This is a genomic window from Ruegeria sp. YKSF57 (genome assembly GCF_059612585.1).
Map to the genome: position 1 here is coordinate 1 of NZ_JBXWQW010000030.1, position 21,871 is coordinate 21,871.

24 protein-coding genes, 1 pseudogene and 1 riboswitch are annotated in these 21,871 nt (G+C 63.2%); of the genes and pseudogenes, 8 read left to right on the forward strand and 17 right to left on the reverse strand.

The features are described from left to right. The 11 genes from AC2FLX_RS13755 to AC2FLX_RS13805 all read right to left on the reverse strand — a co-directional run. On the reverse strand, positions 1-360 hold a 360-nt coding region (locus AC2FLX_RS13755), incomplete at its 3' end, for a phage tail tape measure protein (RefSeq protein ID WP_496875447.1). Further along, a complete protein-coding gene (locus AC2FLX_RS13760) occupies positions 347-556 on the reverse strand; it encodes a rcc01693 family protein (protein ID WP_496809671.1) in 210 nt (69 codons plus the stop codon). The genes AC2FLX_RS13760 and AC2FLX_RS13755, both read right to left, overlap by 14 nt. Then, a complete protein-coding gene (locus AC2FLX_RS13765) occupies positions 553-873 on the reverse strand; it encodes a gene transfer agent family protein (RefSeq protein ID WP_480748316.1) in 321 nt (106 codons plus the stop codon). Before AC2FLX_RS13765 ends, AC2FLX_RS13760 begins: the two co-directional genes overlap by 4 nt. A 4-nt stretch (positions 874-877) precedes the next feature. Further along, positions 878-1,291 (reverse strand): phage major tail protein, TP901-1 family, encoded by a 414-nt coding sequence (locus tag AC2FLX_RS13770; RefSeq protein WP_480748315.1) that lies wholly within the window; start codon positions 1,289-1,291, stop codon positions 878-880. Between the two features lie 25 nt (positions 1,292-1,316). After that, positions 1,317-1,730, reverse strand: a complete 414-nt coding sequence (locus AC2FLX_RS13775; RefSeq protein ID WP_480748314.1) for a DUF3168 domain-containing protein — start codon at positions 1,728-1,730, stop codon at positions 1,317-1,319. Beyond that, positions 1,727-2,065 (reverse strand): head-tail adaptor protein, encoded by a 339-nt coding sequence (locus AC2FLX_RS13780; RefSeq protein WP_480748313.1) that lies wholly within the window; start codon positions 2,063-2,065, stop codon positions 1,727-1,729. The genes AC2FLX_RS13775 and AC2FLX_RS13780 overlap by 4 nt, the downstream gene beginning before the upstream one ends. Next, positions 2,062-2,661, reverse strand: coding sequence for a head-tail connector protein (locus AC2FLX_RS13785; RefSeq protein WP_480748312.1), 600 nt, complete (start codon positions 2,659-2,661; stop codon positions 2,062-2,064). Before AC2FLX_RS13785 ends, AC2FLX_RS13780 begins: the two co-directional genes overlap by 4 nt. A 170-nt stretch (positions 2,662-2,831) precedes the next feature. Continuing rightward, positions 2,832-4,010 carry a phage major capsid protein gene (locus AC2FLX_RS13790; RefSeq protein ID WP_496875448.1) on the reverse strand — a complete coding sequence of 393 codons (1,179 nt, stop codon included), beginning with the start codon at positions 4,008-4,010 and terminating at the stop codon, positions 2,832-2,834. Between the two features lie 34 nt (positions 4,011-4,044). After that, a complete protein-coding gene (locus tag AC2FLX_RS13795; protein ID WP_496810700.1) occupies positions 4,045-4,590 on the reverse strand; it encodes an HK97 family phage prohead protease in 546 nt (181 codons plus the stop codon). A 26-nt stretch (positions 4,591-4,616) separates the two neighbouring features. Then, a complete protein-coding gene (locus AC2FLX_RS13800) occupies positions 4,617-4,835 on the reverse strand; it encodes a GTA head formation protein, RCAP_rcc01685 family (RefSeq protein WP_480748309.1) in 219 nt (72 codons plus the stop codon). Further along, a complete protein-coding gene (locus AC2FLX_RS13805) occupies positions 4,828-6,000 on the reverse strand; it encodes a phage portal protein (RefSeq protein ID WP_496810699.1) in 1,173 nt (390 codons plus the stop codon). Before AC2FLX_RS13805 ends, AC2FLX_RS13800 begins: the two co-directional genes overlap by 8 nt. A 167-nt stretch (positions 6,001-6,167) precedes the next feature. Here AC2FLX_RS13805 and AC2FLX_RS13810 point away from each other — a divergent pair, with 167 nt between their 5' ends. The 8 genes from AC2FLX_RS13810 to AC2FLX_RS13845 all read left to right on the forward strand — a co-directional run bounded on the left by AC2FLX_RS13810 (position 6,168) and on the right by AC2FLX_RS13845 (position 15,072). Continuing rightward, positions 6,168-6,503 (forward strand): hypothetical protein, encoded by a 336-nt coding sequence (locus AC2FLX_RS13810; RefSeq protein WP_496810698.1) that lies wholly within the window; start codon positions 6,168-6,170, stop codon positions 6,501-6,503. 184 nt (positions 6,504-6,687) lie between these two features. Next, entirely contained in the window at positions 6,688-8,022 is a 1,335-nt protein-coding gene (locus tag AC2FLX_RS13815; RefSeq protein ID WP_480748306.1) for an adenylate/guanylate cyclase domain-containing protein, read from the forward strand. Between the two features lie 286 nt (positions 8,023-8,308). After that, on the forward strand, positions 8,309-8,815 hold the full coding sequence (locus AC2FLX_RS13820) for an Lrp/AsnC family transcriptional regulator (RefSeq protein WP_496810697.1): 507 nt from the start codon (positions 8,309-8,311) through the stop codon (positions 8,813-8,815). Positions 8,816-8,962: 147 nt separating this feature from the next. After that, positions 8,963-10,105 carry a glycine cleavage T C-terminal barrel domain-containing protein gene (locus AC2FLX_RS13825; protein ID WP_496810696.1) on the forward strand — a complete coding sequence of 381 codons (1,143 nt, stop codon included), beginning with the start codon at positions 8,963-8,965 and terminating at the stop codon, positions 10,103-10,105. 24 nt (positions 10,106-10,129) lie between these two features. Beyond that, the gene (locus AC2FLX_RS13830; protein ID WP_496810695.1) at positions 10,130-10,630 is read left to right on the forward strand and encodes an OsmC family protein; all 501 of its coding nucleotides are present in this window, start codon (positions 10,130-10,132) and stop codon (positions 10,628-10,630) included. Continuing rightward, positions 10,617-11,402: an enoyl-CoA hydratase gene (locus AC2FLX_RS13835; RefSeq protein ID WP_496810694.1), complete on the forward strand. Its 786-nt coding sequence runs from the start codon at positions 10,617-10,619 to the stop codon at positions 11,400-11,402. Before AC2FLX_RS13830 ends, AC2FLX_RS13835 begins: the two co-directional genes overlap by 14 nt. A gap of 4 nt (positions 11,403-11,406) precedes the next feature. Continuing rightward, positions 11,407-13,041, forward strand: a complete 1,635-nt coding sequence (locus tag AC2FLX_RS13840; RefSeq protein WP_496810693.1) for an acyl-CoA synthetase — start codon at positions 11,407-11,409, stop codon at positions 13,039-13,041. A 168-nt stretch (positions 13,042-13,209) separates the two neighbouring features. Next, positions 13,210-15,072: an adenylate/guanylate cyclase domain-containing protein gene (locus tag AC2FLX_RS13845; RefSeq protein WP_496810692.1), complete on the forward strand. Its 1,863-nt coding sequence runs from the start codon at positions 13,210-13,212 to the stop codon at positions 15,070-15,072. 37 nt (positions 15,073-15,109) lie between these two features. On the opposite strand, the gene AC2FLX_RS13850 is transcribed toward AC2FLX_RS13845, so the two are convergent. The 6 genes and pseudogenes from AC2FLX_RS13850 to AC2FLX_RS13875 form a co-directional block, all read right to left on the reverse strand. Beyond that, entirely contained in the window at positions 15,110-16,480 is a 1,371-nt protein-coding gene (locus tag AC2FLX_RS13850; protein WP_496810691.1) for a DNA-packaging protein, read from the reverse strand. After that, positions 16,389-16,733, reverse strand: coding sequence for a hypothetical protein (locus AC2FLX_RS13855; protein ID WP_496810690.1), 345 nt, complete (start codon positions 16,731-16,733; stop codon positions 16,389-16,391). The genes AC2FLX_RS13850 and AC2FLX_RS13855 overlap by 92 nt, the downstream gene beginning before the upstream one ends. 453 nt (positions 16,734-17,186) lie before the next feature. Continuing rightward, positions 17,187-17,697: pseudogene (locus tag AC2FLX_RS13860) on the reverse strand (ABC transporter ATP-binding protein); the annotation flags it as partial. Continuing rightward, complete coding sequence (locus tag AC2FLX_RS13865; protein ID WP_496810689.1) at positions 17,694-18,743, reverse strand: FecCD family ABC transporter permease; 1,050 nt, start codon at positions 18,741-18,743, stop codon at positions 17,694-17,696. The gene AC2FLX_RS13865 and the pseudogene AC2FLX_RS13860, both read right to left, overlap by 4 nt. Then, positions 18,740-19,750, reverse strand: coding sequence for an ABC transporter substrate-binding protein (locus AC2FLX_RS13870; RefSeq protein WP_496810688.1), 1,011 nt, complete (start codon positions 19,748-19,750; stop codon positions 18,740-18,742). Before AC2FLX_RS13870 ends, AC2FLX_RS13865 begins: the two co-directional genes overlap by 4 nt. Before the next feature lie 149 nt (positions 19,751-19,899). After that, positions 19,900-20,092: riboswitch (cobalamin riboswitch) on the reverse strand. A gap of 42 nt (positions 20,093-20,134) precedes the next feature. After that, complete coding sequence (locus AC2FLX_RS13875; protein WP_496810687.1) at positions 20,135-21,871, reverse strand: Mur ligase family protein; 1,737 nt, start codon at positions 21,869-21,871, stop codon at positions 20,135-20,137.

The following is a 21,871-nucleotide window of genomic DNA, read 5'->3' on the forward strand; positions in this document are numbered from 1 at the left end:
GGCAAAGGGCAGAATGCCCTCGACCAGACTGTTCACACCCGAGGCCAGCAAGCCGCCGAAATGATCCGTCACCGGCTTGATCGCGGCCGAATAGGTGGTCTGGATCATCGACTGCGCCACCGTTTCCAGCGCGTCCGACAGCTTCATCCCGTCAAACACCACGCCATCGAACGCCCGCCGCAGCCCCTTGGACAATCCCCGTTCCAGCGTCGCCACATCCTTGCCCGTTTCCGCCAGCGCCGAACGCACGCGCTGCAGCTCGCTGTCGAACCCTGCGGCCATGGCCGCCGCGTCGCCCAGCGCATCTCCCAGCGCCTCGCTGCGCGTTTCCAGATCGTCGAACCCGTCACTCTCCGTCATCGCTTACTCCTTGTGTCTTGTCCGGAAAGGCCGCCAACAGCGCCTCCAGACCCTTGCGGCTCATCGGCGACTGCCCCGCACCCTGCCCCAGCATCAGCCGCAACTCAGCCGGGGTCAGACGCCAGAACTGCTCCGGCGTCAGCCGCAGGCCCGAAAGCCCGGCCCGCATCAGCGCGGACCAGTCGAACCGGCTCATGCCTCGCCCGGCAGCATGAAGGCCCGCGCCAGCAACTCAGCCGCAACCCTCGCCGCCGCCATCGGTCCGCCCTCGATCTCGGCCCGCAGCAGGTCGGTGCGGCTCACATCCGCACCGCCGCCGCGCAATCCGGCAACCACCAGCGCCAGCACGTCGCGGCTGGAATAACTGCCGCCTTCGAACCGCTGCACCAGATCCACCAGCGATCCGGCCTCAAGCGCCTGCTCCAACTCGGCCAAAGCGCCCAGCGTCAGCTTCAGCACCCGCCGCTGCCCGTCGATGGTCAATGCCACCTCACCCGTCCACGGATTGGCCATCGCGTTACAGCGCCGTAAAGGTCAGCGCCCCGGCACTTGCCAGGCTCATCTCGTATGTCGCCTCGCCATTGTGCGAACCCGCATACTCGATCCCGGTCACCTGGAACGGTCCCTCGACAATGCCGAAATCGGGTATGATCACCTGAAAGGCAGGTATCTCGCCGTCAAAGAACAATTGCCGCGCGCGCTCGTCCGTGCCGGCATCCCTGAACACGCCCGAGCCCGAGATCGCGGCAGACTTCACCCCCGCTCCCGACAGCAATTCACGCCAGCCACCCTGGCTTTCCAGGCTGGTCACATCCACGCTTTCCGCGTTGAAGCTAATCCGCGTGGCACGCAGCCCCGCAATCGTCTCGAACAGGCCCGTGCCGTTCATGTCCACCTTGACCAACAGGTCTTTTCCGTTCTGGGCACCCATATGCTCTCTCCAAAAGTTTGATTGCTCAGTTGTCTTCCACGCGGGCGCGGAATCTCAGATCGATCTGGCGCATCGCGCCACCCGTTCCGGTGCGCCGGGCCGAGGCCTTTTCGAACCACAGTCCCACCAGCCGCCCCCGGCTCAGGCTCAGCGGCGGCGCCTCAAGCGCATCGCAGATTGCCCCGGCCACAGCCTTGCCCGTTGCAAATCCAGATGCCTCGGACACCACCGAAATCGTCAGGCGGTGCAGCGCTCCCGCGCCGGATTTGTCCGACGCCTCGCGCACCTCTTCCGGTCCCAGCGTCACATAGGTCTCGGGCACCGTCCCCGACGGCACCACGTCGAAGATCGCGCTTCCAACCAATGCCGCAACGCCCACGTCCGCCAGCAGATGCTGATACACCGCCGCCTGCAGCGGGGCTGCCATTCCATAACTCATGCCGCCACCTCCTCATCTACGAAACAATTCAGAAAACGCCCCTGCGCGTCATGTTCGGCCACCGCCCGGATCACGAACAACCGCGCGCCATCGCGGAACCGCTGGTCGGGCGCCGGTCGCATGCTTGACCCCTGCGGCGCGGCCCGCACCACGATGCGGTAGCCGACGCGCGATATCGCGGCCCCACCCACCGGGCGTTCGGCCCCGGTGCGGGCAGTCACCTCGGCCCAGACCGTGCCCTGCGCGATCCAGCGCTCCGTAAACCCGCCCGCGCCATCCGGGCTGCGCAGCGGCGCCTCCAACACCAGCCTTCGGTTCAGATGCGGCAGCCTCATTGCAGCACCCCCGCGCCAAACCGGACCATGCGATAGCGCTGGATCAGGCTGGTGACCCCAAAGGGCATGCACCCGTCACCCAACGCGGTCTCATGGCGGTATTCATAGTAATGCGCCGCCAGCATCAGTATCGCCTGCACCAGATCGGCAGGCAGTTCACCCCAATCCGGGGCCATCCCGGCGGTAAAGGTGATCCGGACCGACCCTCCGGTTGCGACAACGGGCAGATACGCCCCCACCGGGCACAATAGCGGCCTCTGAGTGTCCTGCACCAAACGGTACCGTGCGGCGTCCACCACCGTCTCGACACCCGCCGCATCGATCAGCACCACCGCTTCGACCGATTGCACCGGCGCGGTTGGCAATACTTCGCGGTTCCGATCCCGCCAGCCGGTCAGCGTCCAGGAAAACTGGCGCGCGATCAGCACCTTGCCGGTGCGTGCCTCAATTGCGGCAATGGCCGCACGCAGAAAACCTTTCAGCACCTCGTCCTGCACGTCGCCCTCGGCAAACCCGGTGCCCAGCCGCAGATGCGCCTTGAACTGATCCACCGGCAGCGCCGCATCCGCGATGGCGGTTTCTTCGATCAACATCATCCATTCACTCCGCAATCTCGGACCCCACCGGGGCCTCAGTCAGGAAAATGACGGGCACGCGCCGCCCCACGTTGCTCGGACGGAGGGGAGCAGCTAGACAACGCGAGGGATCTCACCCCGGCCCGCGCCCGCCACCCGAGGCAGGTCACCCCGCCCCGGCTTCGACGCGGTTACGCGGCGCCGAATTTCACCAGCTTGATCGCGGCAAAGTCGCTTACATCGCCGCCGACGCGTTTGGTCGCGTAAAACAGCACATGCGGCTTGGCGCTGAACGGATCGCGCAGCACGCGCAGATCAGGGCGTTCGGCAATGGTGTAGCCTGCCTGAAAATCACCGAAGGCGATCGAAAAGCTGTCAGGGCCCGCATCCGGCATATCCTCGGCGATCAGCACCGGATACCCCATCAGACGCGCAGGTTCGCCCGCGGCCAGACCATCCGACCACAGGAATCGGCCATCGGCATCCTTCAGCTTGCGGATCAGGCCCGCGGTTTTGGAGTTCATCACGAATGTACCATTGACCCGGTATTGCGCACCCAGCGCATAAACCACGTCGACAATCGCATCGGCGTCGACACCGCCCGCGATCCCGGTCGGCACATAACCAATGTTGCCCCAGGCCCAGACGTCATTGTCGACCGCCGGATGGTTCAGGATGCCCGTGGGCTTGTCCGCGCCATCCCCATTGATAAAGGCCGACGCCTCGGCCCGGGCGAACTTGTCGGCAATCCGCCCCGCCAGCCAACCCTCGACATCGAACGCGCTGTCATCCAGCAAACGCTGCGACGCCTTGGGCAGCGCACTCAGTTCGTTCAGCGGGATCGAGATGCGTTCGATCGACGGCGTCCCGGTCTCGGAGGTGACCGCGCTTTCATCGGCCCAACCCGCACCCAGATCGGTGTGATCGATCAGCACGTCGAACGAATTCGCCTCGACATTCACCACCGACGCGATCGACCGGATCGAGGCGGTGGATTTCAGCACCGACTTGATGATCTCGGCGGTTTGCGGATCGATCAGATAACCACCATCGCTGTTAACGGCGGTGGACAGAGATTTCGCCTCCATCTCAAGGCCGCGCAGCCCGTCATCGTCGCCCGACCGCACATAGGCGTCAAAGGCTTTTTGATGTGGCGCTCCTTCGTCGCCAAAGGCCGCCAAATGCGGGCGCGCCGCCTTGTTTGTTTTTCGATCCAGCATGGTCAGTCGCTCTTCTGTCTGTTGCAATCTCGTTTGAACTTCAGCCTTCAGCCCCTTGAATTCACTCACGAAGCCAGCCATTGACCGCTTCACCTCCTGAACCAGGGGCACACCCTCTCCGGCCAAGGCCGGGGTTTCGGTCTTGCTCATCAGCACTTCCTTTTCTGGGGGTGGTCTTACGGCGCTAGGGTCGCGCCAGCTCCAGCCGGGCATCACGGAACACCTCGGCAATCTCGCGCCAGGTATCCCCGGCCTCGGGGTCCGCTCCCTTGGCGGCAACCCGCGCGCTGGGCAACATCGGAAAGGTCACCAGCGACACCTCCCACAGCTCCAGCTCGGTCAAAAGCCGCTGACCCTTGTCATCTTTCGCGGCCCGCTTGGTTCGAAAGCCGATCGACAGGCCGTCGATTGCGCCCGCACGGATCAGTTCCGCTGTCTCGCGTCCCTTCTGTGTGCTCTCCAGCAGCCGCCCCTTGACCCGCAGTCCCTGCGCATCCTCGCGCACCTCGTCCCAGACGCCGATCGGTTGCGCGGGGTCGTGCTGCCACAGCATCTTGACCCGCCGGCCCGCCGCCGCCAACGCCGCAAGCGAGGCGCAATAGGCGCCCTTCTGCACCACATCGCCGCCTTGATCCACCTGCCCGAACAAGCTGGCATAGCCCTCGATCACCGCATCTCCGGTCACCGACAACCCTTCGCCGAACCGCGCGAATTTGTGTTCCAATTCCATGAACACCTCCTCGTAAGTCTCTGATTTCATGGCGCTGCCACCAGAAATGATTGTACCGCCTGCGCCAGGATCACCGCCGCCACGCCGTAAACAGTCAGCCACAGCCGCTTTTCCAGCCGCTCCATCATCTCTTCGATCCGGTCCAGCCTGCGACACAGATGCTCGTGCTGGATCGCCGCGACCCTTTCATGCGCCGCCAGCCGCAAGCCCGGCGCGCAGTCGAATGGCGAATATCCCTCAGCCATCCGCATCCTCCACCAACAGCGGCAGTCCCAGCAAAGACCGCTTTTCCGCGTCGGTCAGAAAATCGGCGCTGCTCACGCGCGCCCATTGCGCATCGCGCTCGGCGGCCAGTGCGGGCACCTGATCCAGATCGGGCTTCAGCATCAGATCCTCGCCGGTAAAGCCCGACAGCCACTCCGACACCGCCGCCGCCACCCGCGTCACCAGGGGCAGCACGGTCAGGCGGTAAAACGCCCGGTTGGCCTCCTGATAGTTCGAATAGGTCGCGTCGCCCTGTATCCCCAGCAGCATCGGCGGGACCCCAAAGGCCAGCGCGATCTCGCGGGCGGCGGCTTCCTTGGTCTTCTGAAACTCCATGTCCGAGGGGGAAAAGCCCATCGGCTTCCAATCCAGGCCCCCTTCCAGAACCATCGGGCGGCCAGCATTGCGCGCCCCGCGATAGTTCTGCTCGATTTCATCTGAAAGACGGCGGAACTGATCCTCGGCCATCACGCCGTGACCATCGCCCCCTTTCCAGACCAGCGCCCCCGAAGGCCGCGCCGCATTGTCCAGCAGCGATTTCGACCAGCGCGAGGCGCTGTTATGCACATCAATCGCCATCGCCGCCGCCTGCAACGGCGAAAACCCGTAATGATCATCCTGCGGATGAAACGCCTTGATGTGACAGATGACATCTGCCGCGAACCGGTGCGTCTTGCCGCCCACGCTGTAATCATACGCCCTGGGCCACCCATCCGCCCCCGGCACCACGCTCATCCGGTCGGAACGCAGAATATGCAGCTCAACCGGCAACCCGTCCTCGGTCTGTACCGCCTCGACATAGGCGTTTCCCGACAACAGCAATTGCCCGAACAGGGCCTCCATCATCTCCGCCCGCCCCTGCGCCGCATTCGGACGCCGCATCAGGGCCAGAATCGGATGCGTCTCATAACGCTGCGCCTGATCCTGCAGCACCAGCGGCAGCGCTGCCGCCGATTCAGCGATCAGCTTGACCGACCGAAACCCCACCGGGTTGCCGGAAAACCCCGTCCGCGTCAGCGAGACGGTGTCGCGCGGGCTCCACGCCACGCGCCCGCCGGTCTGCCACGCCACCACAGGCCCCGTCGCGCTCGCCTTCGCCTCGGGCGCTTTCCCAGCCGATCCACGACGCAAGAAATCGAATACCATCAGTTGATGCTCCTTTCTGCCGCCGCACTGCCCGGCTTGTTGAAAGGAGTTATGACGGGCAGAGGTTTAGGTCTTGGAAAAGGGGCGTACGGGGGTTGGGCAACGGGATGGAATTAGCCACCATTACATCCTCTTCCATCATTACCCATTGGTATTGAACCCAGACCATGCGGCGTGTAGCAACTTTGGAAAAGTTGAAAGGCAGGCCAATGGAAACAACTTTAACGGCTTCAAGTAACCGCAGTGAGTGGGAGATCATTCCAACGAACACGATTGCGGGTGTGATACTCGCAGTCTTTTTCATCTACCTATTCTTTCGGCATATGATGTTTGTTCTTATGTTCATGGATATTATCATCGGATGGTTAAGAAAGTTTCGTTGGTTCCCAAAAGAGGGAAAGCGCCTTAAAACACTCATCCACTGGGCCATCGCACTAGGTTTATTCCTAGGGTATCTCTTCGTAGCGGGCAATCTCGGCTACCTTGAATTTATTCCAAAGTAATACTCGCAGGCATCAGGATGTATCCACCCGGTCGGGAGAGCCTTGCCGTTTGATCCTTCACACCCAGATACATCCCCAAACCAAACATTGACCAAAATCCCCATCACCGCTCATGATGAACATGCACCGGCCTCATCCCGGATCCAATTCGGAAGAGCAACCAGCCTGCGATTGTGGGGGAAACATGACCGTCAACGTCGAAACCAGCTTTACCGAAAGCGAGGGGTTGTCCATCGCCTATCAGGTCTGGGGTAACGGGCCGCGCAACCTCGTGCTGGTGCCGGGAATGATTTCACATCTCGAGGCGTCGCTGGAAAACCCCGGTTATCTGCAATGGATGAACGCCCTCAGCTCCATCGGGCGGCTGGCCACCTTCGACAAGCGCGGCAATGGCATGTCCGACCGCATCCAGGGCACGCCCACGCTGGAAGAGCGCACGATGGATATCGAGGCGGTGATGGATGCCGCCGACATGGCCTCGGCCACTGTCATCGGCTTTTCCGAGGGTGCCGCGCTTGCCTGCGTCTACGCGGCCATGCGCCCCGAGCGGGTCGAACGGCTCGCCCTGTGCGGCGGCTATGCGCAGGGCCGCCTGACCCGCGGCTATCTGGATCAGGAAAGCCTTGAACAGGCGCTGAAGCAATTCCACGAGAACTGGGGAAAGCCCAACAAACCGCATCCCTTTTCCGATTTCGGCCCCGCCAGGGATGACGCCGAAGGTCAGGAAGCCTGGGCGCATTTCCAAAGAATGAGCGCCACCCCCATCACCGTCGCCAACCTGTTCGAACTTGCCGCCCATATCGACATCCGGGAATTGCTGCCCTCCATCTCACAACCCACGCTGGTCATTCACCGCGATACCGAAGAACCCAACGGCCGCGACTGCGCTCAGGATTTCCTGCGCCTGATGCCCGCGACCGAATACCGAACCGTGCCGGGCCACGAACATGTACCGTGGGAAGGCGACGTCGACCGCTATGCCTCGGCAATCGTCGAATTCGTCACCGGCGCAGCACCGGTGACGCTGCAACCCACGCGTACGCTTGCCACCGTCCTGTTCTCCGATCTGGTGGACTCGACCTCGCAACAGGCCAGTATCGGCGACGAAGGCTGGCGCGACCTGATGAACCGCCACGACAGCATCTGCTCGTCGCAGATTGCCCGCCACGGCGGCCATCTGGTGAAGTTCACCGGCGACGGCGTGCTGGCGACGTTCGGCTCTCCCACCAACGCCCTGACCTGCGCCAACTCGGTGCGCGACGCCCTGTCGGCGATCGATCTCAGAACCCGCTTTGGCGCCCATACGGGCGAGATCGTCATTCGCGGCGACGACATCAGCGGTCTGGGCGTGGTCGTGGCCGCAAGGGTGATGGACCGGGCGCAAGGCGGCCAGGTCCTCGCCTCCGATCTCACCCGCCAGCTCATGCTTGGCGCGCCGTTCCGCTTTCAGGACTGCGGCGAACATGAACTGAAAGGCGTCCCCGACAAATGGCGCCTGCACGCGGTCAGCCCCGCCTGAACCGAACGCATTTCGAACCGCCGGGATACCTGTCCCGATTTGATCCGCACAAATAAAAGTGCGCATGGGCGACCTGCTGTAATCGCGCCTGCGCGACCGGATGCTGAAATACCCTGTCATCAACGAAGCCTTGAACACACACGTGTTGTCGGCGTTCGAGCCGATGGCAACCAGCGGACCAGGACCGGCAGAACCATCCGGAAAATGAAACTTCCAAAAGGAATAAGTTGCGCCCGCGAAATTGGTGATAAATATTGCGGCACGATCCAAAGAGGGTTCCGAACGAATGAAAAAGCTTGGCCTGGATGCGACCGATATTCGCATTCTCAGCGCAATTCAGAGCCATGGCCAGCTAAGCAAAACCAAGCTGGCCGAGCTCGTGAACCTGTCCCCGACACCGTGCTGGGACCGTTTGACCAAGCTGAAAGCGGCCGGGTATGTCCGGGGGTACCACGCCGATATCGCGCTTGAGCGCATCGTCGACTACACCCAGGTCATCGTGACCGTCTCGCTGACGCAGCACCGCAAGGCCGATTTCAACCGGTTTGAGGAATGCATCAAGAAACTCGACGAGGTCACGGAATGCGTTGCGACCGGCGGCGGCATGGATTATGTGCTCAAAATCGTCACCCCGTCGCTCGCCCGCTTTCAGGACCTGATGGAAACCCTGCTTGCCGAAGAGCTGGGAATCGGTCGGTACATGACCTATATCGTCACGCGCAAGGTCAAATCCGCACAGCCGAATCTTGCGGAACTGGCGGCCGGCATCGCCCGGCCAAAGGTCACAGACTGAACGGTCTTTCCCACGCCGGATAAAAAGCCTGTTTGGCCTTTCCGGGCCTCGTTTTCAGACCGCAACCGCGCGCCATCCCACGCTAATCACTCGCCCAGTTCAAATCATCCACCGCAGATTGGCCGGTGGTGAAAAAGGGTGAAAGACATGACGCAATCAGACGATTTCGGTTTCGGCACGCAGATCCGGAAATCCCCCTATTTCCACGCAACCGTTCGCTGGGGCGCAAAGGGGTTCTCGGTTTACAACCACATGTATATCCCGCGCGATTTCGGCGACCCGGAACAGAACTTCTGGAACCTCGTCAACGACGCGATCCTCTGTGACGTGGCGGTCGAACGTCAGGTCGAAATCACCGGTCCTGATGCCGCGCGCTTCGTGCAGATGCTGACCCCGCGCGATCTGTCGAAAATGGCCGTGGGCCAGTGCAAATACGTGCTGATCACCAACGCCGACGGCGGCATCCTGAACGACCCGATCCTGCTGCGCCTTGCGGAAAACCACTTCTGGATTTCGCTCGCCGACAGCGACATCCTGCTATGGGCGCAGGGCGTGGCGGTGCATTCCGGCCTGGACGTCAGGATTTGCGAACCCGACGTGTCGCCGCTGCAGCTGCAGGGCCCGAAATCGGGCGAGATAATGCGCACGCTCTTTGGCGACACCATCATGGACCTGAAATACTATTGGCTGCGCGAAGTCGAACTCGACGGTATTCCGTTGATCGTATCGCGCACCGGCTGGTCCAGCGAACTGGGCTACGAGCTTTACCTGCGCGACAGCACCTTTGGCGATGCCCTGTGGGAGCGGATCATGGCGGCAGGCATGCCCTTTGGTCTCAAACCCGGGCACACCTCGTCCATCCGCCGGATCGAGGGCGGCATGCTGTCCTATCACGCCGATGCCGACATCCACACCAACCCGTTCGAGCTGGGCTTCGACCGCCTTGTGAACCTCGACATCGAGGCCGAATTCATCGGCAAGGCCGCGCTGCGCCGCTTCAAGGAAACGGGTGTCAGCCGCAAACAGGTGGGGCTGGTCATCGACGGCGCGCCGCTGAAAGGGCCGAACACGACCTTCTGGGCGATCAACGCGGGGGGCGAAAGCATCGGCAAGGTGACCTCGGCCGTCTACTCACCGCGCCTCAAGCAGAACATCGCCCTGGCGATGGTGTCCGTCGATGCCGCGGTGATTGGCACAGAGGTCGAGGTGATCGCGACCTCGGGGCCGACCCGCGCCATCATAGTGGATATCCCGTTCTACGACCCCAAGAAATCACTCGCCGCCGCGTAACGGATAGGCCCGGGAGTTCAAAAAATGTCGGACCTTTCGATCCAGCTGCACTGGCACCGCACGACCCCCGAGTTCAAGCCGGGGGCCTATTCCGCAGAACATGTGGTGCAATACAATAACCAGTATGACGTCCAGGTGGACGCCGCCCCGGATTGGGGCGGCGATCCCGCCAACACCAACCCTGAACAGGCGCTGGCCTCGGCCCTGTCAAGCTGCCACATGATGACCTTTCTCGCGTTGGCCGCCAAGGCAGGCTGGCCGGTGGCCAGCTATCACGATCACGCCGTTGCGCATCTGGGCAAGAACGCGCGCGGCCAGATGTCGGTGACACGCATCGACCTGCATCCGGTGGTGCGGTTCGACACCGGCTTTCAGGTCGGCGACGCGGACATGGCGCAGATGCAGGACCGCGCCCATCGCTACTGCTTCATCGCCAACACGCTGGCCGACAGTGTCGAGGTGAACATCCTGCATGCCCCGAATGTCATCCACTTCCGTGAAGGAGAGAACGATGTTGCTGCGTGATCTGGACAACCGGGGCATCCTGCGCCTGACGCTGGACGATGGCGCGCGGCGCAATCCTTTGTCCGAGGCAATGCTGCTCGCCCTTGGCACCGCCTTTGCCGAGGCGGGAACCAACCCGGAAGTTCGGGTGATTGTCCTCGCCGCGAACGGGCCCGCCTTCTGCGCCGGTCATGACCTCAGGGAAATGACCGCCGGACGCGCGAACCCGGATCGGGGCCGGGCGTATTTCACCGAAATCATGACGATGTGCTCGGCCACCATGCAGGCGATCGTGAACAGCCCCAAGCCCGTGATTGCCGAGGTCGCGGGTATCGCCACGGCGGCCGGATGTCAGCTTGTCGCCAGCTGCGATCTGGCCATCGCAGCGGATACCGCGCAATTCAGCACGCCGGGTGTACATATCGGGCTGTTCTGTTCAACACCGATGGTCGCGCTGTCGCGCAACGTTGCCGGCAAGCACGCGATGGAAATGCTGTTGACCGGCGACATGATATCCGCCGCCCGGGCGGTCGAATTCGGGCTGATCAACCGCGTGGTACCCCCCGAGGCGCTGCGGGATGCCACGACAGAGATGGCCGCCAAGATCGCCTCGAAATCCAGCATGACGCTGGCCACCGGCAAACGGGCCTTCTATGCCCAGCGCGAACTGCCCCTGGCAAAGGCATACGACTATGCCACGCAGGTGATGGTCGACAATATGCTCGCCCGTGACGCCGAGGAAGGCATCGGTGCCTTCATCGAGAAACGCAAGCCCCAATGGCAGGACGCCTGAACCGATGGACAAAAACCCCTATAACTCCGGCCTGGACCGCAACCCGGCGAATTACCAGCCCCTGACACCGCTCAGCTTTCTGGAACGCGCCGCAACCGTCTTTCCCGATCATACGGCGATCGTGCACGGCCCCCTGCGCCGCTGCTATGCCGAGTTCTATGCACGGTCGCGCCGGCTGGCCTCTGCCCTGGCCAAGAACGGGATCGGGCGCGGCGATACGGTGTCGGCGCTGCTGTTCAACACGCCAGCGATGCTGGAATGCCATTACGGTGTGCCGATGTGCGGGGCGGTTCTGCATTCGATCAACACAAGGCTGGACGCCGCCATCATCGCCTTCCAGCTTGACCACGCGATGTCAAAGCTGGTGATCGTGGACCGGGAACTGATGCCGCTGATGCAGGAGGCGCTTGCGCTTGCCGCGGTAAAGCCGACGCTGATCCAATATGACGACCCGGAATATGACGGCCCGCGGACCGAATTCGAGGTTGCCGATTACGAGGTGTTCCTGACCCGCGGCAACCCGGATTTCGCATGGCTGATGCCCGAGGACGAATGGGATGCAATCTCGATCAACTACACCTCCGGCACCACAGGCAATCCCAAGGGCGTTGTCTCGCATCACCGGGGCGCATATCTGCTGGCGCAAGGCAACGCGCTGACCTCATCAATGGCAAAACACGCGGTCTATCTGTGGACCTTGCCGATGTTCCACTGCAACGGCTGGTGCTTTCCCTGGACGATGTCAGCGATCATCGGCACCCATGTCTGCCTGCGGCAGGTCCGGGCCGAACCGATCTGGAATGCCCTCGCCGACGAAGGCGTCACCCACCTGTGCGGCGCGCCCATCGTGATGTCGCTGCTGATTTCAGCCCCGAACGACGTCAAACGCGATCTCGACCGGCCCGTGCAGTTCTTCACCGCCGCCGCGCCACCGCCGGAATCGGTTCTGGCAGACATGAAAGAGGCCGGTTTCGACGTCACCCATCTCTACGGGCTGACCGAAACCTACGGACCCGCCGTGGTCAACGACTGGCATCACGACTGGTCCGCCCTGCCTCCGGCGCAGCAGGCCGCACTCAAGGCCCGCCAGGGCGTGCGCTACCTGCCGCTCGAAGGGCTCGACGTTGTCGATCCCGACACCATGCAGCCCGTTCCGCGCGATGGCCGGACCATGGGAGAAGTCATGTTTCGCGGCAACGTCGTGATGAAGGGCTATTTCCGCAACCCCGAAGCGACGCAAGAGGCCTTTGCCGGTGGCTGGTTCCATTCGGGCGATCTGGGTGTGATGCATCCCGATGGCTATATCCAGCTCAAGGACAGATCAAAGGATATCATCATCTCGGGCGGCGAGAACATCTCGTCGATCGAAGTCGAAGAGGCGCTTTATCGTCACCCCGACGTCGCAGTTGCCGCCGTCGTCGCCATGCCGCACGAAAAATGGGGCGAAGTGCCCTGCGCCTTTGTCGAACTGAAGACGAACGCAGCGGTCGAAGAAACAGCGCTGATCGGCTTCTGCCGGCAAAGCCTGGCCGGGTTCAAGGCACCAAAACGGATCGTTTTTCAGGACCTGCCCAGAACATCGACCGGGAAAATCCAGAAATTCACCCTTCGCGAACAGGCGCGCATGTTTACCGCCTGAAAACACCACCGGGCATCCCCGACACCGGGATGCCCGGCGGCCTCAACCAGAACGACCGAACACGTATCCCGGCCTTCGCTCGCACCAGACCGCCGAAAGCGCAAGACCACCACTTTTCATTGTCTGAAAAAGAAAACTTGCTAGTCTTTGACTGAGGAGGTCCAGCCGATGGAACGCCGCCTGAGCGCTATCCTGGCTGCCGATATGGTCGGCTATTCGCGGCTTATGGAAGCCGATGAAATCGGCACACTTGAGCGCCAGAAAGCTCATCGTTCAAACCTCATCGACCCTGCCATCGACAAATTCCGGGGGCGCATCGTCAAGGAAATGGGCGATGGCTTGCTGGTCGAGTTTCCGTCGGTTGTCGATGCCGTCCAATGCGCCGTCGAAATCCAGCGCACCATGCCCCAGCGCGAGCAGGACACCGCACCCGATCGACGGATCGCCTATCGCGTCGGGATCAACCTGGGAGACATCATCGTCGATGGTGACGATATCTACGGCGACGGCGTGAACGTGGCGGCCAGACTGGAACAGCTGGCCGAACCGGGCGGCATCTGCATCTCCGGCACCGCCTACGACCACATGCGCTCTGCCGTCAAGGTCGGCTATGTGTCGATGGGCGAGCTTCAGGTCAAGAATATCGAAAGACCGATCCGGGCGTACAGGGTTCTTACCGATCCCCAAAAGGGCGACGCCACAGGCAATCCCCCCAAAAGCCTCCAACCAAGCCGCACAATGGCAATTGCAGCAATTGTCCTTCTTCTTGTTTTCGGGATGGCCGGGTGGTGGACCTTCAATCAGTCCGCCCCCCAGGCGGGCAGCGAAAACCGACCACCGCTGGCACTCCCCGATAAACCATCAATCGCCATCTTGCCCTTTGCAAATCTATCAGGTGACGCAGAACAGGAATACTTTGCCGAGGGCTTCACCGAAGACCTGACCAGCAACCTTGCCCAGTCGAAAGACCTGTTCGTCATCTCCCGCAATTCGACATCTGCCTACAAGACGCGCCCTGCGAATATCCGCGACATAGCCGCCGATCTTGGTGTCCGCTACGTTCTCGAAGGGTCGATCCGCCGCATCGACGACAAGATCCGGATCACGGCTCAGCTCATAGATGCCTCCAGGGATACGCATGTCTGGGCAAAACAATATGATGAACCCGTCTCCGGTATATTCGACGTTCAGGACGACCTCACCCGCGAAATCGCGGGCAGCCTTCTGGTCAACATGCGCAAGGCAGACCTCGACCGGACGCGCCAAAAGCGGCCAAGCGACCTGACCGCCTACGACTACGTGCTGCGCGCCCGCGCGCTCTGGGACACCCCCGGCAAGGAAGCCAAGCTCGAAGCGCGCGACCTGGCGGAAAAAGCCATCGCGCTGGACCCGAACTATGCACCCGCCTATGCCGTTCTCGGCGACACCTACAACAGCGCGTATATTCTTCAATGGGAAGGACCCGAAGCGCTCGACAAGGCCTATGACCTGGCGCGCAAGGCGGTAGAGCTGGACCCGAGATCGTCGCAATCCTACGAATTGCTCGGTCGCGTATTCCTGCGTCAGAACAAGCACAACGAGGCCATCCTGTCGCTGCAAAAGGCGATTGACCTCAATCCCAACCGATCCTTTCACTACGCAGCCCTGGCCGACGTTCTGACATTCGCCAACCGGCCGGAAGAAGCCATTGACCTTATGCAAACGGCGATCCGGCTGGATCCGTTCTATCCCGCCCGGGACAACATGTATCTCGGTCGGGCCTACTATTTCAGCAAGCGGTACGAAGAGGCGATGGTCGAACTGAGAACCTGCGTTATCCGCACGCCCCGGTATCGTCCCTGTTACATGTATCTGGCGCCGACCTACGCCCAGATGGACCTGCCGGACGACGCCGCGAACACCGTGGACGAGCTGATGCGGATTGCACCAAATTTCTCGATCTCCAAATCGGTTCGTGGCCACCTCCCGTTCGTGGAACCGGCGATGAACTTCTACATCGACGGGCTGCGCAAGGCAGGTGTTCCCGACTAGCGCCAATGCGCCTCCACAGAAGTCCTACCTCTTCCCCTCACAAGACCCGCAGCCGGGGGCGCCGATACTGCGCCGCAGGTGCCACCAGCAACTCGTGCAATGCCCAGACCAGCGCATCAACCCGGTCGGGCGAACCCTGCCCTTCAAACCCGCGCGTGGTCAACTGGCACATCTGCTCCTCCAGCGCGTCCAGCCCGGCCACATGGGACACCCGCCCCTGCTCGTAGAGCGCCGCCACCGGCTCCGCTCGCGCCACCTTCCCGCGTGACGCCCGCACCACCCGGAACGGCACCAGCGGGTCGACCTGCCGCACGACCTCTTCCACCAGCTGCCCGCCCTGATTGACCTCTGCCACCAGCCTCTCGGCCCCGAACTCGTCCATCGCGGCTATCGCCGCCCGCGCCCAGCCCGCCGGACCAACGCCCTGCACCGTCCGGTCATCCAGCACAAAGGCCCGCCAGTCCTCGGGCGGGCCTTGCACTTGCGCCCCAACCACCACGATCCCGCAGGCATCTGCATCCACCCCGCCACTCACCGCCGGGTCCAGCGCCACAACAATCCGATCCAGATCCGGCACACGCGCCGCCCGCGCCGCCTCCAGCATCGATCCGGTCCACAGCGCGCCCTCGGCATCGGCCAGCAGCACCCCGTCCAGCTCCTGCCGCCCCAGCCGCGTCCCCGCATAGCGCGCCCGCACTTCTTCCAGAAACGACGCTGCCAGGTTGGCCCGGTTCGCCTCGGTCGGCGCATGGGTCACCACCGTGGACGGTGCCGCCAGCAAATCCTTCAAAACCTTCACGTTCCGCGGCGTCGTGGTCACGCAGGCCTGGGGCTGATCCCCCAGCCGCAACGCAAATTGCAACATGTCCCAGGTCTCGCTCGGCTTCGGCCACTTGGCCAGCTCGTCCACCCAGGCGGCATCGAACTGCGGCCCCCTCAAACTGTCCGGATCATGCGCCGAAAATACCTGCGCCTCGGCCCCGTTGGGCCAGACCAGCTTGCGCTCCGACGCTTTCCAAGCGGGCCGACGATCCGGCGGTGAACACTGCAAGATCCCGCTATCGCCGAAAATCATCACTTCGCGCACCTGATCCCGGGTCTCGCCCACCAGCGCCACACGCCGCGCCACGCCCTTGTCCAGCGGCTTGGCCCCCTCGACCATCGAGCGAACCCACTCGGCCCCGGCCCGCGTCTTGCCCGCGCCGCGCCCGCCCATGATGACCCATGTGCGCCAATCCCCCTCGGGCGGCAACTGATGCGGCATCGCCCAGAACTCGAACAGGAAAGGGAGGGCACACAGCCCTCCCTCCCCGATCTCACTCAGAAACCTCTCCCGCACCGCAGCATCGGCGGAGGCGAGCCAGCCTGCACCCGATCTCAGATCGGGCCTGCTCAAGGTCGAGCGCATAGCCCCCCTGGGCAATTCCTTGTTGTCTGTGATGGTGTTCGACAAAACTCGTCTCCACTTTCTGACAGTTCCGGATCAGGCCGTCGACCTGACCAAGCTGCTTGGCTGTGCCAGCAAGATCTGCTTCCTCCCCGGTGACGATCTGCTTGCGCAGGTCTTCCGCCGCTTGCCGCAGACCGCGAATGGACGTTTCGAGCGACTGCAACAAATCAGCCGTCCGGGCGATCCTCTCTTCCGAGGTAATCATCGTCATATGTGCGTCTGACCTCATGCGTGAGTTGTTCCGCACGAGAGAAACGAAAAACGGCCACCGGATCAGATCCGGAGGCCGCCGCCCACTTCTTCTAGCATGACACAACCTATACGAGAGAAAGGTCGCAGAGTCAAGAATTTTCGCAACAGCTGCAACGGGTTGCGTACGACGCGGGTTAAGGAAACACTAACGGCAGCCCCGGTCACGGCAAATGATAGGACAGGAACCTCTCCGTCCCCTCGCCATTGTGGCTCCATCTCGCCCGCACCCCGAAAACCTCGGAAACCGTCTCCAGGGACAACGCCTCGGCAGGCGCGCCAAAGGCGACCAGCCGCCCCCCGGACAGTACCGCCACCCTGTCACAGGTCATCGCCTGGTTCAGATCGTGCAGCGCCATCACCGTCGTCACTTTAAGCGCGCGGACACAGCTCAGGATCGACAGCTGGTGGTGAATGTCCAGATGGTTTGTCGGCTCATCCAGCAGCAGCAGCCCCGGCTGCTGCGCCAGCGCGCGGGCAATATGCAGCCGCTGGCGCTCTCCACCCGACAGGGTTGCCCACTCCCTGTGCGCCATCCCGGCCATGTCCACGGTCCGCAGCGCCTTGTCGACCTGCCACGTGTCTTCCGCCTGCCAAGGCCGCAGGGCCGACAACCACGGCGTGCGGCCCAGCTCCACCACCGACCGCGCACTCACCCGCTCTGTCGTGTCGGCCTGTTGCTCGACAATGGCGACACGCCGGGCGATCTGCCGCCGCCCAAGCGCCGACAGGGGATCACCGGCCAGTTCGACCTGCCCCGAACTCGGGCGCACCAATCCCGCCAGCAGGCGCATCAGGGTCGACTTGCCCGACCCGTTGGGACCGACCAGCGCCAGCGTCTCACCGGGGTCCACGTCAAAGGACACACCTGACAACAGGCGCTTGCCGCGCACGGCGTAACTCAGGTCTCGGGCCTCGATCCTCATCGCGCGCTCCTTTGTCCGCGCACCAGAATGACGGCAAAGGCCGGCGCTCCGATCAACGCAGTCACCACCCCGATGGGCAGGACCTGACCGGTGATGATGATGCGCGACACGATATCCGCTCCAATCAGGAACACGGCACCGATCAGGGCGGCGGTCGGGATCAGGCGGCGATGCCCCGGCCCCACCAGAAATCGCGCGGCATGCGGGATCACCAGCCCGACAAAGCCGATGGACCCCACGATCGATACCATGACCGCCGTCGTCAGCGCGGTGGCAAGGATCAGCACCGCCTGCACCCGCCGGACGGGTATGCCCAGCGACGCCGCGGAATCCGAGCCAAAGGTAAAGGCATCCAGCGCGCGGGCGTGAAAACGGCAGATCAGCCAGCCGGCAAAAGCCACAGGTATCGCAAGATACACATCCGGCCAGCGCACCCCGCTCAGGTTGCCCATCAGCCAGAACATGATTCCGCGCGCCTGATCGGCATTGGCGGATTTGGCGATGATGAAGGCCGTCATCGCGTTGAACAGCTGCGATCCCGCAATCCCCGCCAGAACGATCTGCGCCGTTGCCGCCCGTCCGCCACCCGCACCCGCCGCACGGGCCAGGATGGCAACGAACCCAAAAGCCAGCAGCGCACCGTTGAACGCGCCAAAGGACAGCGACAACGCGCCGCCGCCCAATCCGGCGATGGTCACCGCCACCGCCCCGGTCGAGGCCCCGGCAGAGATGCCCAGAATATACGGATCGGCCAGCGCGTTGCGCAGCAGCGCCTGCAGCACCACACCCGCCACGGCCAGTCCCGCGCCGCAGGCCGCGGCGACCAGCGCCCGTGGCAACCGGTAACTCCACACGATCCCCTGATCGATCGGATCGACGGCCAGACCCGCCCCGGCCAGCTTGTTGGCCAGCACTGAAAACACAAGCTCGGGCGCAAGCGCGGTTTCCCCGATCATCGCGCCCGCCAGAACCGCCGCAACCAGCACCGGCACGGCAAGGCACACGGCCCCCAGTACATGCCGGGCGATTGCGGCGATCTCGCTCACTGGCTGTTACCGCCGCTGCTCAACTCCTCGGCCAGATCCTCCAGCGCCGGAATTGCGCGTATGGTGGCATCCATGGCCTGCGCGTCCATGATGACGATGCGGTCGTTCCTGACCGCATCCATCCGGCTGGCCACCGGGTCGTTGCGCAGAAACTCCAGCTTTTTCTCATAGTCATCGGCGGCAAAGCGGCGACGGTCCATCTTGGCGATCACGATGACAGTCGGATTGGCCTTGGCAATGGTTTCCCAGCCCACCGTCGGCCATTCCTCATCCGTTTCGATGACGTTGCGGATGCCCAGCGCGTTCATCATATATCCCGGCGCGCCTTTCTGCCCGGCCACGAACGGATCGCTTTCCATCTCCGGGGACGAGAACCAGAACACGGCGGACACGTCGTCAAGTTCCACCGCCTTCGCCCTGGCAATGGCTGCGGCCTCGCGCGCCCTGTAGTCCGCCACCAGTTCCGCACCCTTCTCGGACGCCCCAAAGACAGCGGCCAGTTCCTCGATCCCCTGATACAGCGTATCGGTCGAGAACATCTCGATCCGCGTCCCGTCGCTGCCGACCGAGTTGTCCTTGCCGACGCAATCGGCAGGCATCACATAGGTCGGAATGCCCAGTTCGCGAAACTGTTCTCGCGTGGCAACGATGCCTTCGGGGCCGACATGCCATTCATATTGCGCCGCCACCAGACCGGGCCGCCTGGCAACCACGCTTTCAAAGCTGGGGTCGTTGTCGGCCAGACGCTCCACCTTGGCGTTCACCTCGGCAAACTCGGGCAGAACCTCGTTGAACCAGACCGAGGTTCCCAGAACCTGCTCGCCCAGCCCCAGCGCATAAAGCACCTCGGTCGCGGCCTGACCGACCGTGACCGCCGACGCCACTGGCGCCTCGAACGTCACCGAATGGCCGCAGTTTTCGATGGTCAGCGGAAAACTTTCGCTGGCGGCCACACTTGCCGCCGACAGAGACAGGGAAAGGCCCACAAGGCCGGTACGCAAAACCATGATGATCGATCTCCATATGTCAATGACCGGAGAACGGGTGAAAGGGCATTGACCAAAGCGACAGACGCATTTCGTCTTCTGTCGGTGCAGGGCGGCGCACGGCCCCCGGCAGGATCCTTTGGCAACCTCCCCGGACAACCCCGTCCGGTGTGTTTCGGTTTTTACCGGCAGGTCTCCTGACTGACGGGTCGTCGCCTGTCCTGTCTTCCCAGACCTGAAAGGCCCAGTGACACGAACGGACAGCGCTCGCCGCCTACAGTTGCGGGGGCAGTTCCGGTTGATGCCGCGCGGCACCTCGGATTCCCTCTTAGCCCTTGCGGGACCGGTACCGCGCGCTTAGTGCAATCCTTACGGTGCGGCAAGAAAATTCTGCGCGCGCCCGGGCTAGCTCTGCAAAAGGTTCAGCACCGCATCGCGCTCTGACAGAACCAGCAACAGCGCCAGATCACCGGGCTCGACCCGATCCAGGATCATCCTGCTGGCCTCGACCGGCGAGGCCGCGCGCAGAACCTGATCCTCCCGCAGCCCGCATTCCGTGGCGGTCTGCCGGATCAGCGCCGGAATCTCGCCCAGCTCACGCCCCCGCAGATACCCTTCCAACTCGGCAGCGACCACCACATCCGGTTGAAACCCCAGCGCCGTTCTGGTGACCTCCCGGATATCCTGGTCCGACCGATCGCCCGCATGGCTCAGCACGATGAAGCGCCGCTTTGCCGACAGCCCGCCCAGCGCCTCGCACACGGCCGCAATCGAATGTGGATTGTGGGCAAAATCGACAAACACCCGCGCGCCGTTAAAGGCGAACTCGTTGCACCGGCCCGGATTGTCACGGGCATCGGGCCTGAACCCGGCCAGCCCGGCGCGAATGGCCTCAACCGGGATCTCCATCGCACGCGCAAGGCACAGCGCCGCCATCGCGTTCAGGATGTTATAGCGCGCCGCACCCCCCATGGTCAGCGGCACATCGCGAACCGATTGAATGACCTGCTCGGCCTGCCCATCGAAGAACACGATCTCTTCTCCACGCAGGAACGAACAGCACTCTCCCCGCTCGCGGGCGCGGCGGATAAGATCGTTTTCCGGGTCCAGCGAGAACCACCAGATCACACCCGGCGTGGTTTCCGCCTCGTCCCGCACAAAGGGATCATCCGCGTTCAGGACCAGAACACCGCCCTTCTTCAACGCGCGGCGCACGGCAAACTTCGCCTGCGCCAGTTCCGGCACCGTGTTGACGCCGTACTGGCCCAGATGATCGTTGGCCACATTCGTCACCACCGCGGCCGAGGCCGCGCGGGTCGGCAGCCCCCGGCGCAGGATGCCGCCGCGCGCCACCTCAAGACAGGCGATCTCAAGCCGACGGTCCCGCAACAGCATCCGTGCACCGCCCGGCCCGGAATAGTCGCCCCGGTCCAGGATATCGTCCCCCACCCGCACGAACTCGGTCGAGGTCAGCCCCGCCACCTGGCCCGACGTACGGGCAATCGCCTCCAGCAGACGGGTCGTCGTGGTCTTGCCGTTGGTGCCGGTGATGAAAGCGACGGGAATGTTGTGCAACGCGCCCCAATCCACCGCGTCGGGCGAGGGCAACGCATCCCAGGCCCATGTCCGGCTGCCGGCGCCGTGACCCAGCGAGATCTCGTCATCGTCGCACAGGATATCGACGCCGTGCTTCTCCGCCGCCTTGATCAGCGCGATCAGGGCCGGGTTGGCCTCACGCTCCATGACGCCCCTGAGGTCGGCAACCATCGCCTCGAAATTGCCCGACGCCGCCCCCGCCAACTCCGCCGCACAGAAATGCCAGGCGGTCTGGGCCGCAAAAACCGCCGAATACAGCTGATCCATCGGTGCGGAAATCGCCAGGTTCACGCCGCCGGTGAACGCCCGCCACGCCAGCGCCTCATCCTGCCAGCCCAGCGCATCCAGCACGCGGCGCGCATGCACCTGCCACAAGCCGGTGACACGCTGCGCCAGATCACCGTCGAAAAACACATCGACAACCGCCCCCGGACTGTCCCACAACAGGCCCGGCCCGGTCAGCCGGCGCGCGTCGTCCACACGAAACAGATCGCTTTGCGCGCAGGTGATGGTCAGCGCGGTTTCAAGCGCCTCTATCCTGTCCAT

Excerpts from the sequence above, each read along its gene's own strand:
- AC2FLX_RS13760 (WP_496809671.1), bottom strand. The coding sequence starts at position 556 with ATGAGCCGGTTCGACTGGTCCGCGCTGATGCGGGCCGGGCTTTCGGGC.
- AC2FLX_RS13765 (WP_480748316.1), bottom strand. The coding sequence starts at position 873 with ATGGCCAATCCGTGGACGGGTGAGGTGGCATTGACCATCGACGGGCAG.
- AC2FLX_RS13770 (WP_480748315.1), bottom strand. The coding sequence starts at position 1,291 with ATGGGTGCCCAGAACGGAAAAGACCTGTTGGTCAAGGTGGACATGAAC.
- AC2FLX_RS13775 (WP_480748314.1), bottom strand. The coding sequence starts at position 1,730 with ATGAGTTATGGAATGGCAGCCCCGCTGCAGGCGGCGGTGTATCAGCAT.
- AC2FLX_RS13780 (WP_480748313.1), bottom strand. The coding sequence starts at position 2,065 with ATGAGGCTGCCGCATCTGAACCGAAGGCTGGTGTTGGAGGCGCCGCTG.
- AC2FLX_RS13785 (WP_480748312.1), bottom strand. The coding sequence starts at position 2,661 with ATGATGTTGATCGAAGAAACCGCCATCGCGGATGCGGCGCTGCCGGTG.
- AC2FLX_RS13790 (WP_496875448.1), bottom strand. The coding sequence starts at position 4,010 with ATGAGCAAGACCGAAACCCCGGCCTTGGCCGGAGAGGGTGTGCCCCTG.
- AC2FLX_RS13795 (WP_496810700.1), bottom strand. The coding sequence starts at position 4,590 with ATGGAATTGGAACACAAATTCGCGCGGTTCGGCGAAGGGTTGTCGGTG.
- AC2FLX_RS13800 (WP_480748309.1), bottom strand. The coding sequence starts at position 4,835 with ATGGCTGAGGGATATTCGCCATTCGACTGCGCGCCGGGCTTGCGGCTG.
- AC2FLX_RS13805 (WP_496810699.1), bottom strand. The coding sequence starts at position 6,000 with ATGGTATTCGATTTCTTGCGTCGTGGATCGGCTGGGAAAGCGCCCGAG.
- AC2FLX_RS13810 (WP_496810698.1), top strand. The coding sequence starts at position 6,168 with ATGCGGCGTGTAGCAACTTTGGAAAAGTTGAAAGGCAGGCCAATGGAA.
- AC2FLX_RS13815 (WP_480748306.1), top strand. The coding sequence starts at position 6,688 with ATGACCGTCAACGTCGAAACCAGCTTTACCGAAAGCGAGGGGTTGTCC.
- AC2FLX_RS13820 (WP_496810697.1), top strand. The coding sequence starts at position 8,309 with ATGAAAAAGCTTGGCCTGGATGCGACCGATATTCGCATTCTCAGCGCA.
- AC2FLX_RS13825 (WP_496810696.1), top strand. The coding sequence starts at position 8,963 with ATGACGCAATCAGACGATTTCGGTTTCGGCACGCAGATCCGGAAATCC.
- AC2FLX_RS13830 (WP_496810695.1), top strand. The coding sequence starts at position 10,130 with ATGTCGGACCTTTCGATCCAGCTGCACTGGCACCGCACGACCCCCGAG.
- AC2FLX_RS13835 (WP_496810694.1), top strand. The coding sequence starts at position 10,617 with ATGTTGCTGCGTGATCTGGACAACCGGGGCATCCTGCGCCTGACGCTG.
- AC2FLX_RS13840 (WP_496810693.1), top strand. The coding sequence starts at position 11,407 with ATGGACAAAAACCCCTATAACTCCGGCCTGGACCGCAACCCGGCGAAT.
- AC2FLX_RS13845 (WP_496810692.1), top strand. The coding sequence starts at position 13,210 with ATGGAACGCCGCCTGAGCGCTATCCTGGCTGCCGATATGGTCGGCTAT.
- AC2FLX_RS13850 (WP_496810691.1), bottom strand. The coding sequence starts at position 16,480 with ATGCGCTCGACCTTGAGCAGGCCCGATCTGAGATCGGGTGCAGGCTGG.
- AC2FLX_RS13855 (WP_496810690.1), bottom strand. The coding sequence starts at position 16,733 with ATGACGATGATTACCTCGGAAGAGAGGATCGCCCGGACGGCTGATTTG.
- AC2FLX_RS13870 (WP_496810688.1), bottom strand. The coding sequence starts at position 19,750 with ATGGTTTTGCGTACCGGCCTTGTGGGCCTTTCCCTGTCTCTGTCGGCG.
- AC2FLX_RS13875 (WP_496810687.1), bottom strand. The coding sequence starts at position 21,871 with ATGGACAGGATAGAGGCGCTTGAAACCGCGCTGACCATCACCTGCGCG.